The sequence below is a fragment of the Chloroflexota bacterium genome, from assembly GCA_009840355.1.
GTDB lineage: Bacteria > Chloroflexota > Dehalococcoidia > Lucifugimonadales > JADFKI01 > Bin90.
On sequence record VXNZ01000003.1, the window covers coordinates 15,868 to 32,248 of the forward strand.

Annotated in this window: 11 protein-coding genes and 1 pseudogene; 6 read left to right on the top strand and 6 right to left on the bottom strand. The window is 56.1% G+C overall.

Annotated elements, in window-relative coordinates; translation table 11 throughout:
• Window positions 1-1,067 precede the first annotated feature (1,067 nt).
• From F4X57_00300 to F4X57_00320, 5 genes are all read right to left on the bottom strand, one after another.
• Window positions 1,068-1,745, bottom strand: coding sequence for a hypothetical protein (locus F4X57_00300; protein ID MYC05621.1), 678 nt, complete (start codon window positions 1,743-1,745; stop codon window positions 1,068-1,070).
• Between the two features lie 80 nt (window positions 1,746-1,825).
• A complete protein-coding gene (locus F4X57_00305) occupies window positions 1,826-2,101 on the bottom strand; it encodes a hypothetical protein (GenBank protein ID MYC05622.1) in 276 nt (91 codons plus the stop codon).
• A 261-nt stretch (window positions 2,102-2,362) separates the two neighbouring features.
• Window positions 2,363-4,018, bottom strand: a complete 1,656-nt coding sequence (locus F4X57_00310; GenBank protein ID MYC05623.1) for a hypothetical protein — start codon at window positions 4,016-4,018, stop codon at window positions 2,363-2,365.
• A gap of 243 nt (window positions 4,019-4,261) precedes the next feature.
• Window positions 4,262-5,941, bottom strand: a complete 1,680-nt coding sequence (locus F4X57_00315) for a hypothetical protein (protein ID MYC05624.1) — start codon at window positions 5,939-5,941, stop codon at window positions 4,262-4,264.
• Between the two features lie 165 nt (window positions 5,942-6,106).
• Window positions 6,107-6,430 (bottom strand): redoxin domain-containing protein, encoded by a 324-nt coding sequence (locus F4X57_00320; GenBank protein MYC05625.1) that lies wholly within the window; start codon window positions 6,428-6,430, stop codon window positions 6,107-6,109.
• A 596-nt stretch (window positions 6,431-7,026) separates the two neighbouring features.
• On the opposite strand from F4X57_00320, the pseudogene F4X57_00325 reads away from it, so the two are divergent.
• Window positions 7,027-7,410, top strand: a pseudogene (locus tag F4X57_00325) (sensor histidine kinase).
• 49 nt (window positions 7,411-7,459) lie between these two features.
• Window positions 7,460-8,206, top strand: a complete 747-nt coding sequence (locus F4X57_00330) for a response regulator transcription factor (protein MYC05626.1) — start codon at window positions 7,460-7,462, stop codon at window positions 8,204-8,206.
• 296 nt (window positions 8,207-8,502) lie between these two features.
• Here the strand turns inward: F4X57_00330 and F4X57_00335 are convergent, their stop codons facing one another.
• Complete coding sequence (locus tag F4X57_00335; GenBank protein MYC05627.1) at window positions 8,503-9,183, bottom strand: hypothetical protein; 681 nt, start codon at window positions 9,181-9,183, stop codon at window positions 8,503-8,505.
• A gap of 673 nt (window positions 9,184-9,856) precedes the next feature.
• On the opposite strand from F4X57_00335, the gene F4X57_00340 reads away from it, so the two are divergent.
• The 4 genes from F4X57_00340 to F4X57_00355 are packed head-to-tail and all read left to right on the top strand — an operon-like array spanning window position 9,857 to window position 15,976.
• Window positions 9,857-10,684, top strand: a complete 828-nt coding sequence (locus tag F4X57_00340; protein MYC05628.1) for a VWA domain-containing protein — start codon at window positions 9,857-9,859, stop codon at window positions 10,682-10,684.
• A gap of 46 nt (window positions 10,685-10,730) precedes the next feature.
• Window positions 10,731-11,408 (top strand): VWA domain-containing protein, encoded by a 678-nt coding sequence (locus F4X57_00345; GenBank protein MYC05629.1) that lies wholly within the window; start codon window positions 10,731-10,733, stop codon window positions 11,406-11,408.
• Complete coding sequence (locus F4X57_00350; GenBank protein ID MYC05630.1) at window positions 11,408-12,208, top strand: protein phosphatase 2C domain-containing protein; 801 nt, start codon at window positions 11,408-11,410, stop codon at window positions 12,206-12,208. The genes F4X57_00345 and F4X57_00350 overlap by 1 nt, the downstream gene beginning before the upstream one ends.
• Before the next feature lie 27 nt (window positions 12,209-12,235).
• Complete coding sequence (locus tag F4X57_00355; protein MYC05631.1) at window positions 12,236-15,976, top strand: hypothetical protein; 3,741 nt, start codon at window positions 12,236-12,238, stop codon at window positions 15,974-15,976.
• The last annotated feature ends 405 nt before the right edge of the window (window positions 15,977-16,381 follow it).

Genomic DNA, 16,381 nt, shown 5'->3' on the forward strand with positions numbered 1-16,381 from the left:
TAATCTCCTGAAAGACCACGCTCAATCGACTACCATCGTGATTCTTGGAGAAGGATAGGGAAGTATTTTAGCGTCCGCCGCCAGGACCAACGTTCTGAACTCGGCGAAATGCTCATCGGCGTAGGAAGAAGAAGACCTTAAGAAAAGAGGGATGAGCCTTTGCAGGATCGCATATTTCTTGGCCTGTCATTACGCCGCCGATTGATTCACGTCGCTTGGGCAGTCTATTACCTGGTATTTGTGCTTATATGCTTCGCGATCAGGCGCAGTATCCCAAGTGTGGAACTCTTGGCGATAATCTTTCTGTTCTTACTCATCGTTCTTCAGTTCAACCCGACAGCAAGGCTCCACGTGGCAATTCAGCGGTGGCTGTATAACGCCTGGGGGCGGCTGCGATACTTTCGGGACAAGGGTGATTGACAACCGCGGCATGATACGAGGTAGTGAGTGCCCGGCAGTGCCGCTTCCACAGGGGCTAACCGACAACTGAAGGAAGTCCCGGTCGAAGGTCTTTACTCACCTTATCCCGCGCGTACGGCAGCTTGCCCAGTGGCACAAGTCCCGCGCACTCAGCGTAGGATGCTGCACGTACATCTGCCGAGCCAGCTCAATGTCTCTCTTTCCAGCGGCAGCCACACCTCAGCAATGGACTTGTGGACGAGTTCCATTGCAACGGCGAAGGTGTCCATTCGCCTCGTAGCCTCATAGACGTGAAAGAGCTCCTGCAAGACTTCCGCCGAAGTGAAAAGCCTCAAGTGATTGTCTGATTGTCGGCGGATTCGGCAAAGAAGTCCTGCGCTTCGGATTGCAGCGAATGAGGCGGCCCACCGCATACATGAACACATTGGTATCGAGGAAAATCATGTGTCGGAAGCCCTGCCATCTTTGACTCGTCTAGCGTCTTGAGGTGTTCCTCCCGGTCGGGCTCACGCAAGCCTGACCCACTGTCATTATGATGGGCTGCAAGGAATTCCCTGACATCCTCAGACGAAGCGAATGGCTTGAGGCGCTCTCTTTGCCTGTTTCGGTCTTCGGCCGCTGACCACAGGCCGCTACGGTCGTCTTTTTCACATTCCCACCTCTCTCCAGACTGTGGAAGCCCTTCTGTAGCGAAGTGCAACAAATCCCTTCTGTTTGTCTTCGGGGATGAAGATCAGGCTACTGCCTATTGTTGGCGTTTCTCCAGGTGCTGAAGGGGAAAGTGCCCTCAAGGTATGAGCCCGTATCATTGGAGAGAAGCCTCTTCCTGAAGCTAAGTCTGTCTTGACTGGTACGAAATTCACGCTAGAAATTAATTCATTCAAAGGACCGAAATCACGTATCGCTTCTCCGTAGACTTGACTGTCGTCAATGGTCAGAAGTTTATGCGCCAAGATAATACGGCGACCAATAAGATTCCTCCACGAAGCTTCGTTTGCCGAGGTTTTGTCTGGTAATTCAAAGAGCAGTGCTGCTAGACTTGTTCCGACTTCCTTTAACTTATCGTCCACTTTCTTGATAGCTTCGCTAGTGTCCTCCACATATCTCTTTAGATCCGCCATGAGATCTGTGTCTAGCTCATTCGCGACCTGAATGCAATCAATTACTCTGAGAGCCGCCTGGGTACTTCGCGCAGCGCTTAACATGAACTCCATTGAGTAAACACAGGTATCTGAGAGCTTGTCATTACTTCCTACACGCCACGTCAAAATGGATTCATCGAATAGGTTATTCAGATCGGCCTTCGACGCTCCGTGTCTGAGCAATCACGCTTCTAAGTGCGTCAAGTCACCTTCAGCCATGTGCGCGTTTCCTTTCTGTGATTTCTACTTACCATTCTATTGACTTACTCTCCCGCGCCCGCTCCGCCTACGCCCTCTCCACAATAATCCACTACAGTGTCTGCACGCTGCGACCGCGCACCTTGTGCCCATAGCGCTTCTTCCTGCCCTTCCGACCTCGCCGCTTGCCAGCCATCATTGTTGTCGTTTTCGGCAAGCGCATCGCTGTCTCTGTCCGCGCCCGAAAGAAGGTACAGGTATGTGTCGTCCTTGGATGTCAGCGTGACCGTTACGGTCGCGTCCTCAGTGAGGGTGAATGCGTAGAAGCGCGCGCCGCTCACCTGACTTTCCGGGCGCTGCTTTTGCCGAGAGGCAGTCCACGTCCCACTCGCCTACAATCGCGTCGTCGCCCTCCGCACTGATAGCCAGCCAGTGCATGCAGGCGTCCCTCTCGTACGACTGCGCCTCCCGTATGGTGCGCAGCAAAATCGCCCAGGCGACCTTGCTCGGAAGTTCCAAGATTACTCAGCATCCATCAAGGAATTCTCATCGGCTTTCCATGACTTGGCGTCGTTGAAATCTGACGCCCAATGAATTGACTCCTAGGGAATGTCGATACTGCCCCAGCATACGACTGCGCCGTCGTTACGCAGCGCGCAGGTGTGATTGTCGCCGCTGCTTATCGCTGTGAAACGCCCGCGCGTGGGCCTGTCTGAGACCTGCCCTTCGCTGTCGTCGCCCCAACACATTATCGAGCCTTCGTCCGCAATGGCGCAGACGTGGTTGGCACCGCTGCCGATGGATATGTACTTCATATCGGGCGCGGGTGGCTCAGGCGGTTCGCCAGTCGGTCCTATGTCCACGATGAGCGTGAATTCGCCGAATTCCGCAGCGTTATAGGTTGTCGCTTCGATTGTGTATGTGCCCGGCTCCAGGGGATGGTCCTCAATGTGTGAGTTGCGGTTGCTCGATGAAATATCATCGTTCACCGCCACTGCTTCGCCGTCCTTTTCTTCTCCGTGCCTGAGATACAGGAAAGTATCCACCGGCGGTTCGTCATCTGAAGTCAGGGTTATAGTGACGCTCGCCGCCGCGTCCAGCGTGAAGGTGTAGAATCGGGCGTAGTAGTCTTCGCCGGCCTGCCCTCCGTTGTCGCTGTCGTCGGGTCTTTTCTCGGATTTGCAGGTATCGTCCCATTCACCTGTGTACGTGCCTGCGCCGTCAATAGGCATGAAGCACGGACCGGGCAGCGCCGGCGGTGGCATCTCGCCGTAGTAGCCGGAGACGATATAGATGCCGATGAAATTGGTCACGTAGGAATGCTTTGTTTCCACTTGATTCGTTTGAGGATTCGTCCACATGTGTGTAATCCAACGTGCTTGCTGAGGTTGCACCGCCAGCATACGCTCGCCAACATCCGGATAGACGTCGGCTATATTCTGTCCCACCAGTTCGGGCATGGTAGCGTCCGCGGTAATTAGACCGTCTGGAAATGCCAACCAGACGTAAATCTCACCGTCGATGCTGTCGGTTGACTTGTAATAGTTAAATGTTGGGACAGCTGTTCCAACTGTTGGGACTGTTACTTCAACCTGCATGCGCGCCCTGGCTTCGATGACGGCTCCGACGGCTTTCTGCGCTTCATTGAATGTGGATTCGACCTCTCCTTCCAAGTCCAGCCAGCCCGCTGAGAACACCAGGTCTTCCATTTCACCAGGGTTATCGATATCAGGGACGTTAGCGCGAATTGCCCAAGCGGTCTTCTTGCGGAAAGTGTAGTCCTGGCTGGAAATCGGAAGTAGATATTCCACTACGATGCCATCTTCGTCAGCGGCTGCCAACTTTGCTCCATATCTGTTCCCCAGAGGGTCTTCGCGCCAAGAGATACCCAATCCCTCAGCGCCACGGAATACAGGGTTTACCTTGATGGTGTCGCCGTCCAGCAAAGTGAGGTACAGGCCGGGCGGGTCGTTGACGATGCTTCCCCCAGATCGATAGTAAGCCAATGCCGCTTCAGGGTCTTCTCGGTACGAGGCGATGGCGTCATTCACGTAGGCTTTGGTCGCTTCGAGTGGATCGACTTCGGTCTGAGGCGATGCGCCACTATCCCTATTGAAGAGCCGCAATTCGCGGCTGCTCGCTTCGACATTTCCTGAGTTCTCCAATGGGAGAAATCCCATTGGCAGGATGCCTGCAAATACTGCGAGGGCAAATGCTCCGATAACTATGGTTGCCACGACACTGGCTTTCGGTCTCATTTTCTCCGTCCCTAACTTCACAATATGGATACAGCTATCGACACAAAGATAAGTTAACAGATCAACGGTTAGTCATTCTTGGCTCTCAAATGTGTGGATATTCACTTACGGTAAGCAGAATCGGGACGCTCGCAGGGTGAACTCCTGTGATTTGAACTGTAATGGGAGTCTATCCAGTCAATCGCCGCTCTTGAAGCTTCAAGAGCGGCGATACTTGTGCCCGACATCAACTAGCGCTGCCGCCTATTCGGGATCCACATCCGTTACGGTTACCTGCACATGCTGGCGACCGAAGTAGTTCCCGTACCAGAGTCCCAGTGTCGGATTCACCTCCCAGCCCAATACGTCTGTGTGATAGACGTTGTTGGCCGGCGAGCTGCTGTCCGTGGGCGCTTCGTAGTCCGGCGAGGAGGCAAAAGAGAGCACGCCATTTCCGTCATCGTTATTCGTTATGGAGAAGTCGTCCTTGTCGTCTTCTTCGTCTTCCCCGGTTCTCGATGCCAACTGCCAGTAATAGTCCTTGTCAGGGTCGGAAATGGAATATGTGCCTATGGCGTCGGTGCCGTTCTCCGCATAGTCCAGCGTCGCAGTACCGGTTACGGCTGCCTTGCGAATAACGAAGAATTCGTACTGGTGACCGGTGTGATAGTCTCCACGACTAACAGTCAACCAGAACATATCGGTGCCGTTGGGATCATTGTCGTCAAACCGGAACTGGAAGTCGTCCTCCATGTCGTCGTCGTCGGTGACGGTCACTGTGTCGTTTAAGGACCATGTGGCGAACTTGGCAATTTCCACGCCGTTAACGGTGATGGAATACACAGTCTTCGTCGAGCCATGGTAAGTAGCAGAATATCCGTCTTTCAGCACCGCCTTGATCGTTGCTACGTCAGCATCTCCGGCGTTCCATGTGTAATCGTACTCCTCTTGCGTCTTGTATGGATCAAAGTCGCTTTGGGCAGTTCCGTTGATCTGAAACTCAGTGATTCCGGGCGCGCTGGAATAGGTTCCGGCAACGGGCCTGAGCGAGGTCGAGTCAACGGGGAGCTCGTCGCTTTCTACCTTGCTGCCCGTGTCGTCGTCGCCGCAGTATATCTTGAGCGCCAAGTGGTCGCCGTCCGAAACCGCCTTAACCGTGGAGAATGTGGAGACTTTCTGAAGGGGATCCGTGGTCGCGGCAACAGCACCGAGGTGGACGCGACCGTCCGAGTCCTGAGTGGCGCCCGTCGGCAGGCCGACGCCATTGGAGTCGATGTTGTCCAGGTACAGATTGTAGTTGCCGGCGCATGTCTCGGCATCAACCCAGCTTATGGTAAATGTCGAACCTGTGGCGCCATTGTTGGCGATGGTTGTAGAGATGGAGCTGTGAGTATCCCCATCGTCGGACATGGGGACTAAGCTGCGAGTGCCCGTTGCGTCGAAGAGTCTGGTGTAATCCGGGTCGTCAAGACTGGGATCTTGGAAGATGTTTCCCTTTCGGTCGGTGACTACTAAACCGGAGCCGCTAATCGCGCCTGAAATGCCGACGCCTTGAAGCCCTGTCACCGTCTGCGCGCTGGAGTATGCGCCCTGCACCGGCCTGCGGGTTTCCGCGTCCACTTCGACATTATCCACTGCGGCAACCGCGCGCCCCGAGCCATCGTCGTTTCCGCAGTACACGGAAACGGTCAGAGCCGAAGCGCCTGAAGCCGCGAAGAGAGCAGCGAACGAGGCAGTGACCTGAGTGGCTGATGATGCCGCGGACTCCAAGTGGATGCGCCCGGAATCGTCAACAGTTGTCCCTTCTGGCAAGCCGATCGAGCTAATCTCCACGCCGTCCAAATACACGTTGTAGCCGGCGCTGCACTCCTGGCTGTCGGTCCAAGTTGCCGTAATGGTCGTAATGTCAGAACCGACATCGCCGTCATTAAGGTTAAGGACCAAGACTGTGGCACTCCCGGTACCGTTTCCGTCCGCACTGACTTGGGGAGATGGTATCAATGAGAGTGCAGTGAATATGGCGACAGCCATCGCCAGCATGCATATTCTCGCTAAAGTGTTAAGTCTCATAGCTTCGTTACCTCAAGCATCGTTGGCTATTCGTCGCCATCAGTCCGAGTCTGGGCTGTCTTGCAGCCGTGTCAACGCTCTGTGTGCGTGCCCAGCGGCAAATACCTCGTCATGATGAACGTCCCGGATCAAGCCATCCTTGTCTATCAGATATGTCACTCTCGATGTACCCAGTCCGAACCATCGCCTCACGTCATACAATCGAGCGATGCTGCCTCCCGAATCGCTGATCAGCGGAAACTTGACACTGTGAGTCTCTCCGAATATCTGCAAGCGCTCTACGCTGTCAGTGCTGATGCCAACGATTAAGGTATCGGTCAATTCGAACTGATCCTGGAGTTTCACGAACTCCCTTGTCTGCATGGTTCATCCCCAGGTGAAAGCCTTTACAAAAAAGTAGAGAACGACGTTTGTCCCCGGTAGTCCGAGAGGGTAAATTCGCCCCCTAACACCTTGGGTCCCGTGAAATCGGGCGAAGTATCTCCGAGCTTCAACATATGTATTCCTTTCAGCCACTTGCTGCCGATTAACGTGGTTGAAAGCCGCTGACTATTCTCTGATGGTCCCCTCTGGCCCGGTGCCGCCGGGACGGAATCGCCTGCCCCGCTGTTCATGCGCTCCCGTAACAGCCCTTACACGATTTTCAAAGGTCAGGGGCAGGAATGGATGAAATGGAAGTCTGCTGCTATTCATCGTCTTCTAACTCTGCTCTGAAGCATTCGCCGCCGGCGTCATGCATGAATGTGGCCGGTCCGGGTCCATTCGAGAGACAAATTCGTATCGCCCGCTGGCGAGGGAAATAGTGTACAACAAACAAGGCGGCAAAGGTGTTTCCGTTGCATAACCGCACGGACAAATTTTCATAACTTCCTGTAACTATCCGCAGAATGCGGCATAATTGACCTCGCTGACGCCGATTACCATAGATTACCATAGATGTATAGAGGTGACGAGATGGCATAACCCGACGAGCGAGACCTGCGGATACAAGAGCTGGAAGAGCGCCTATCGCGCCTGAGCAGCGCAAGCCTGCGCATCACCGAAGACTTCGACTTCAACACCGTGCTCCAAGGCGTGCTCGACTCCGCCCGCTTTCTCACCGGCGCTCGCTACGGCGCGATAACCCTCGTGGACGACTCGCTCGGACTCCAGGATGTCTTCTTCTCCGGCGTCAGCGAACAGGAAGCGCGGCAGCCCGCCTGCCCCACCTGTTCCGCAAGTTCTCAGGGACGCAGTTCGACGAAGGGGGAGGAGACACGGGACTGGGACTTGCCATCTGCAAGGGTATTGTGGAGGCGCACGGGGCCGCATCTGGGCTGAGAGCGACGGACCGCGGGACTGGGCGCGCGCTTTACCTTCACTCTGCCGACGGTGGAGGAGTCGGCGCGCGGCATGGCAGGCGCACTCCGGCAAGTCTCAGCCGGGTCGCGGGAAGGCGGGCCGGACTCAGGGGAACGGGTCCGGGTGCTCGTGGTGGACGACGATCCCAACGACCTGCGATACATCCGCGATACCCTCACCGTGTCAGTCTATGCGCCGGTGGTGACCGGAGACCCGGAGGAGGCGGTCCGTCTCGTGGAGGATGAGATGCCCGATCTGGTGCTGCTGGACCTGATGCTTCCGTATATTGACGGGATAGAGCTGATGAGGGACATCCTGGATGTGGCGGATGTGCCGGTCATATTCCTGTCCGCATACGGGCGGGACGAAGTCGTCGCCAGGGCATTCGAGATGGGGGCGGTCGATTACGTGGTCAAGCCGTTCTCTCCCACCGAGCTTTCCGCTAGGATCAGGGCTGCTCTGCGCAGGCGGGAGACCGTCGAGCCGTCGGAGCCATACGTTCTGGGCGACCTGACCATCGACTACGACCAGCACATGGTGACCGTGGCCGGCCGTCGAGTGGGGTTGACCCCGACGGAGTACCGGATGCTGGTGGAGCTGTCGTCCCACGCCGGAAGGGTGCTGACCTACGATCACCTGTTAGAACGTGTCTGGATGAATAGGAGCGACGGCAATGTGCGGCCGATGCACACCATGATAAGCAAGCTCCGCCGCAAGCTGGGCGACGATGCCGGCAACCCCACCTACATCTTCACCGAGTCCCGCATCGGCTTCCGAATGCCGAAGGGGGAGGGGTAGATGGGGACAGTTCAGTAACTCTGGCGAAGTCGTGCGTCACCTCTTCGTCCGCCGCTGACCTCTTGTGGGGGTAAGCCCGCCACTGGCACAATTCAGTCTTACACAGCCCGTCGGAAAGGATGTATTCCGGGCTGCCGGCGGCGTCTCCCATCTTGTGACGCCGCCTCATTACACAGGTACGCACTGGACTTGAGCCGCCGGAGTTGCCCTGTCCCCAGGCTTCGCTTTAGCATCGGCTCGTGTGAAGCCACCGTCCCCTGACCTTAGGACGGCATCCAACAAGTCCTGGACTCTGTCTATTGCCACAGGTCGGGATCTGGTCGGTTCATCAGTCCGAAGCCCAGATATCCATACCAGATAACCAGTAGCACGTAGCAGCCCCGGGCCAGGGTGATGAAGGTATCATGGCCGGCATTGCTGAGTACGGCTAGCACGAAGAAAACCATTACTGCCAGGCTGACAAGAGCGGCCAACAGGGAAATTATCCGGTTGAAGTCCTCTCTCGTGGATAGTCCCAGCGCGAATATGAAGCCGCCAAACCCGAGCGCAATCCCACCGGCGTAGAGGAAAGCGGAGCCGACGTAGTAGACGGGAACGCTTTCCCTGATCCGGTCACCGGTTTGGGCATCGGCCAGAATGAAGTCCATGCCGCTGGATAGAATCCAGCCGGTCAGGCCGACGAATATCACGAAGAAGCCCATTTGGACGAATGCCTTGCCGTTGCCTTGCAAGGTTACGTTCCGCATTAGAGCATAGAGGCCTGAGAGGATTAGGGTCAGGCCAAGGATTATCGCGATGTTGGTTATGTTGGTCAGCGCGGCGTTGGCGCTCTTGGCCGTTATTGAGCCAATAGCGTCTGACACGGCGGCACTATCTATCAATAGTCCGCCCGGCTCTATGAGAAAGAAGACGAAGGCGATTATCGGGCCGAATATGAGGGACAGCCCCGCTAGCCGGTTCACAGATATTGTTCCCATGTCTCAACCTCCTTTATGCTTTATGCGATTCTATGGGAAGTATCCATTGGGTTCAATCCCCCTTATTACACATCCACATTCGGGGGACGTCTCGGCGCTGTTAAGTCGATCAGATGTAATGGAAGCAGAGGCGCTGGAACCACAAGGTGATCAACGTGCTCAACCGGCTGCCGAAGCACCGGCAGGGGCAGGCAAAGCCGACGCTGCACGGTGGCTTTGCCGTATAATGCCACAGACCCAATTGTCAGGCAATTGACCTTGAATTGTGTTAGATGAGGCTGCGTGTTACAGGCAAAGCAGACGCGATTGCTCATGCGGCAGGTACGTCGATCTGCCCGCGAGCGAGTTATATAGTCGCCTGGAGAGCCGGGGCGAAAAGAGATCGAGGGACAACTTTCTCCGGGGGCTGCTCATCGGGCTTGGCTTCCTTGCACTTTTCCTGCTGCTGGAAACAATCATGGAGACCGTTTTATTGCCCATGAATTCTTCGTAAGCACTGTTCTCCTGGTAGCGGCTTTGGCAATAGCTTTCAACATCTGGCAGTTGGGTCCGAGAGTTTCTGCTGTATGTCGCCGTCTCGCCCCACAGTGCGAGTAGACAGGACTGAGAACAATTCTGTGTAACTAGCGAGGCTATAGGTGTATCTGCAGGTGTATAATGTTCTGCATACTGTATGAAAAGCGGGGAATGCATGACCATCGAACTCATACCCGACGAAATTCGGTTCGCCGAAAATCCGGAGCCGCGATGTCCTTGCGTGCTGCTCGTGGATGTTTCCAATTCTATGCTTGGGAACAAGATGGAGCAGCTGAATAACGGCATCGCCACTTTCGCGCAAGAGCTGAAATCCGACTCGCTCGCCTCGCTGCGGACAGAAGTGGCTATCATTACCTTTGCCGGCAGCGCGGAGATGGCGCAGGAATTCGTTACCGCCGATAGGTTCGAGCCTCAGCCTCTGAATGTGGATGAAGGCGTCATGATAACCGAGGACCAATGCTATCCTAACCCCCTCTCATTTGGAGACGGAACGAATGAGCAGAAGCCGGACTACATGTCGGAGGACGGCCTGTATTGCTATAGGGCCCCGTTCAGGCTGCTCGGCGGCACGAATACGAGCGAAGGCATCAGCCTCGCGCTCGACGAGATAGAAAAGCGCAAGCAGACTTACAGGGACAGCGGCATAGACTACTATCGCCCCTGGCTATTTCTGATAACGGACGGAGAGCCTACCGAACCTCAAGAAGTCGTTGACCACATTGCAAGGAGGCTGAAGGAAGCCGACAGTCAGAAGAAGGTCGCGGCGTTTTCGGTGGGAGTCGAGGGCGCGGATATGGATGTGCTCGCCCGGATAAGCCCGCGCCGCCCCCTAATGCTCAAAGGGCTGGCGTTCTCCAGCATGTTCGTCTGGCTGTCTCATTCCATGTCGCGCGTGTCCCGCTCCCGCACCGACGACGAGATAACGCTGGACACCGACGGGCTGAAAGACTGGGCGGCGATTTGACAGACTCGGCGCAGATAGATAATCCGGCGCAAGCAAGGAGGAAAAGATGACCACCGAACTCATACCTGACGAAATACAGTTCGCCGAAAACCCCGAACCCCGATGTCCTTGCGTGCTGCTCGTGGATGTATCCTCATCTATGTACGGACCGCCGATGAATGAGCTGAATAGCGGCATTGCCACTTTCGCGCAGGAACTTAAGGCAGACCAACTCGCTTCGCTGCGGACCGAAGTCGCCATCGTTACCTTCGGCAGCACTGCGGAGATGGTTCAGGAATTCGTTACCGCCGACCAATTTCAGCCTCCCACGCTGGTGGCGAACGGCGCGACGATGATGGGCGCGGGCATTAATCTCGCGCTGGACAAGATCGAAGAGCGCAAGCAGATGTACAGGGACAACGGCATCGATTACTATCGCCCCTGGCTGTTCCTTCTGACTGATGGCGCGCCGTCCGAATCGCAGGAAGTGGTGAGCACGGCGTCCCAAAGGCTGCATGATGCGGAGAGCGAGAAGAGGGTCGCCGCCTTCTCCGTAGGTGTTGAGGGCGCGAACATGGACTTGCTCACCGATATAAGCCCGCGCCGTCCTCTTATGCTGAAAGGGCTGGAGTTCTCCAGCATGTTCGTCTGGCTGTCGCAGTCTATGTCGCGCGTTTCGCGGTCGCGCACAGACGACGAGATTACGCTCGACACCGACGGCTTGCAGGACTGGGCGGCGATATAATGGATGTCGTCAATTCCGCGTCTCGTTGGCGCGTTATACGCGCGTCCGTGCAAGGCACGAGCCACGCGAAGACAGGGCAGCCCTGCCAGGACAGTACAAGCGTGGGCAAAAACGTGCCCGCCGGCTTTCTGGTAGCCGCCGTAGCCGACGGCGCGGGGTCCGCCGAACTTTCTGCCGACGGCTCGCGCATCGCCGCTTGCGCCGCGACCAAAAGGGCAACCGGACTGTTGCACTATCATGTGCATCCCCTCTACGAAGGCGTGCTAGAAGAAATCCTCCGAGAATCCGTCCGCGCCGCAAGGAAGGAACTGGAAGCCGAATCCCATAGGCAGAAGAGACCTCTCAGGGACTTCGCCACCACCCTGATAGTCGCAATCTGCGCTCCCGAAATCACCGGCGCGGCGCAGATAGGCGACGGCGCTATGATAACGACCGGCGCGGGCATATCCGAGGACGACAGTGGCGGCTACACCCTGTTCAGTGCCCCGCAGCGCGGCGAGTATGCGAACGCCACCAACTTCATCACATCCGACAACTGGCAAGACTCTCTCGATACGAGTATGCAGTACGGCGGCATCAGCCGTTTGGCGATGTTCACCGACGGCATACAATCCATCGCTCTGAACGCGACCTCCGGCAACGCGCCGCATGCGCCCTTCTTCGACCCACTCTTTGGCTGGGCGGAAAAACAGGAAGATACGGATGCTGCCGGGAACAGTCTCGCAGCCTTCCTGTCATCGCCCAGGGTAGCCGCCCGCGCGGACGACGACTTGACGCTGTTGCTCGCGGTTCGGGGGTGATGGCGGCGCGTTAGGAAGACGGCAAGGATGGTTAATCAAGGCAACATATCCGTTTGGAGCAGCGCGACGAACCGAATCACGCTGTCGCAATCGGATGTGCTGGGGAGCGGCGGCGAGGGCGCGGTTTACAGCCTCGGAAGCCATCCCGACCTCGTGGCGAAGATATACCATTCCGACAGGCGCACGGATGCGGTCATCAACAAACTCGATGTGATGATAAACTATCCGCCGCGCACCGAGGACGACCTAACGGGACACCTGTTCGTCGCATGGCCCCGGCAGCTCGTCTATGATACGGCGAGCGAAGTCATCGGCTTCCTGATGCCGAAAGTCGAAAAGACGCACAGCCTTTTCGAGTACTACAACCCCGCGTTGAGGCGCAGACACGCGCCGCACATCAATTACGCGAACCTGTGCTCTGTCGCCAAAAGCCTCGCCGTCGCCCTTGACAGACTGCACGGCATTAACTACACCTATCTCGTAGGCGACATCAACGAATCCAACGCCTACATCACCGAGGATGAGCATGTAACGCTGATAGACGCTGATTCGTTCCAGGTAACCGATAGCCGCACGACACCGCCCACGATATATCGCTGTGTGGTGGGCAAGCCGGAATATACCCCGCCCGAGCTGCAAGGCGTGAGTTTCGCTCAGGTGGACAGAAACGTACACCACGACAACTTCGCGCTGGCGGTAGTCATATACCAGCTTCTAATGGAGGGCACGCACCCGTTCAGAGGTATATACACCGGCGCGGGCGAGAAACCGCAGGTAGAGACTTGCATCTCGCGCGGCTACTTCCTGCACACTGCGAGCAGAAGCGTCCCGCTGAATCCCATGCCGACTGCCGTGGAATGGGATACGCTGCACGAAGACATTCGGGTGCTCTTCCGCAAGTGCTTCGACGATGGCCATACGGACCCGCAGTCTCGCCCCGCGCCGAGAGACTGGGTTGACGCGCTGGACGAGGCGATGCGGACGCTCAGGCAGTGCGCCCGAAACGCCAGCCACTGGTACTTCGACAAGCAGGCGTCCGCTTCAGGGAGCGCGGCGTGTACATGGTGCGAGCGAACGGCGAATATCGGCATAGAGTCGTTCCCGGACCATCCGGGCGCGCAAATATTCGTCCCGCCGATGCAGGCAGCTCAACCACCACCACCCACGCCGCCGCCTACGGCTCCCGCACTGCCGCCCCCTATGCCGCCTGCGCCGCCGCCAGCTACAGGCGGCGGGCCTCAGCTTCCGGGTTCGCGCGCTGCAGGGATTCCCCCTTGGGTGATGTTGTTAGGCATGGGGTGGTTGGCGATACAACTGTTTTTCGGAGACGATAATCTTTCATTCATCGCAGAAATCCCCCTTTACTTAGCGTTAGCTGGCTTACTATTCGTAACTATGTTTTGGCGGGGACGTGTAAGTTCTCTTCTGCATCAGCTTCTGCCCTCACATCTGGGTTCATTTGGCGCTGCGGCAGTCGCTTTTCTGTGGGGAACGCCCGGCAACAGAAGACCTTTATGGCTAAGGGTACTTCTGGTGAGCGTAATGTGGATTGTATTGACTATACCGATAATCTTAATGACATTGGTTATAGAACAGGCACGGAATACAGTTGAGGCAGGGTTGATTTCGCTGATTCCCACGCCTACGCCTGCGCCTACCTATACCCCTGAACCTACAAGCACACCGATTCTCGCGCCAATCGCGTCAAGCCCTACCGACATATCCGCGCTCAACCTTGTGCCGTCAGATTTCGACAATTTGGATATGCTCGCCTTCAAAAAGATTTTCGTTGCGAAAAACCTACCGGAAGGTTACGCGCATGAAGTTACAGGCGATTATAGGAACTGTCTGAACGATGTAGGGGTATCAATAGATGAAGTGGACATTTTGGCTCACCCGCATGTTCCCGGCGGCACCTTGACCATCGTCTCAGGCAAGTTCTCGCGTAGCGATGTCTCGGACAGGCTCAATGCCCGCGGGTTTGCAAAGGTCCTGTATCAAGGCTCCGAACTGTGGGCATCCGCGCAAGCGTGTGTAGATGACGCGAAGTATCAGCATAATGTTGATGCCGTGGCTGTTCTGGAGGATGGGTACATCATAATCGGCGATGAAGCGCTGGTGAAACTCATTCTTGGAACGGTGAAGGAAGGCGGGAGCGAATTGAGGCTGAATGCTTCGATAACGCGCGCGCTGGGCGAGGCGGATCAAGTCGTCCGAGCGTGGACGAGTACCGATGGCTGCGTCGCGCACAATTGCTTGAATTATGCTCTGGTCTGGTCCGCAAGCTCCGAAAACAACACGCTTGACCTCTTGTATGTGGGGATGTTCACGAACGCGCGAAGCGCCGGTGAGGGACGGAGTGCAATGGAGGCTTGGATAAGCGAAAATCACAGAGTATTGAGAATGGATGTGAATCAGGATGAAGAGTTCATAATAATCGATACGACTGTCTCATTTGCCGCGTCCGAGCCGTCGCCCACGCCTACCCATTCGCCCGAACCACCGGACATGCCCCTCGCTGCCGCAGTCGTTCCCACGAACATCCCCATACCGACCAGCAGCACTCTAACTCATACTCCAGCGCCCACGGAAACGCCCACACCGTTGCCAACCTTCACTCCTTCCCCGACATCTACGGCGACGCATACGCCATCGCCTACTGCTACTCATACGCCTGTGCCTACCAGTACGCCAACTCCCCTTCCAACTCATACGCCTACACTGATTCCAACGGCGACACACACGCCCCTGCCCACACCCACGCATACTCCGATGCCGTGCAGACCGGATATACCGGGGTCTAACCTAAACAGGTGCGACTTGAGGGGAAATGACCTGCGCGGCTACGACCTGACGGGCGTCGATCTCAGATATGCGAACCTCGCCGGTACAGACCTCAAAGACGCCGTGCTCACGGGCGCAAATCTCACCGGCGCGAACTTGACGAATGCGGACTTCACGGGCGCGGTTCTGGCAGACGCTGACTTAACCGGCGCGTCGGTGGAAGGCATCGTTCTCACCCGCGTCAATCTCAGCTCGACCACGATTAGCGCGATAGAGTCCTTCAATAACGCGAAGCTTCAAAGGGCTGTATTTCCGAACGCGGTAGGGTTGGCAGGAGTAACCTTCGTGGATGCGGACCTTTCCCATAGCTCACTGGTTGGCGCAAACCTCGAATCCACCGACTTCACTGAGGCAAATCTCTATCGCGCCGATTTAACGGGCGTTGTTCTTGTGAAGGCGAACTTCAGAGGGGCTAACCTAGACGACGCAACCTTGGATAGCGCGAATCTGCAAGGGGCGAATCTCGCCTCTGCCGACTTCAGTGACACGGCGTTTGACAGCAATCCCGACTTCAGAGGGGCGGACCTGAGAAATGCGAGCTTCAACAAGGCAGTCCTGAATGGAGTCGATTTCTCAGACGCGCGCCTGGACGAGGTTAAGTTCAACAAGACCGAATTAAACGGCACTATATTTGTCAACGCTAACCTGAACGAATCTGAGATGAAAGACGCCGTCGCACAGGGAGCGCGTTTCAACAACGCAGATGTCAGCGATGCGAACTTCAGCGAGTCAGACTTGACTAGCGCCAGCTTCCAGGGCGCGAACATCGAAGACGCTAGATTTGGCGGAGCGAACCTCACGGGCGCGAACTTCTCAGGTGTCCTCAACGCCAATAAAGCCATCTTCGATGACACAGTCTGCTCAGATGGAACCACAAGTAGCAGCTGCTACTTCGATGGCAGGCTGCATGGGACACTGCCCTGACATAAAGGAAGCCGCTAAGGGTATTTATACGGCATGTCATTCGGAGGACCGGGAAGATTCTGAAAATGCTTCGGCTCTTCCAGTCCACCGTCTCTCTTATACCACTCTACGGGGCAATACTCATTGCAAATTACGAGGCATCTGCGTTACAAATTAATGGCGTTGAATGCGCTCTCTTTGACTGTCCTGTTATCATATGAGGTTCGCACGAAATCCTGCACTCAAACGGCAAGACGGATGTCTGCCGGATGTCTGGGACATGATTGCAATAATGATTAATGCGTTTCCATAAGTTTTTATATGATATTGTTATTCCGATGCAATCGCCCCCGAAGACGCAGATTCCTGTCGTTTGTCCCGGCCCCCGAGGGCGAGACGGAAGTGCTTCCGTGTTCCGAAGAGAGG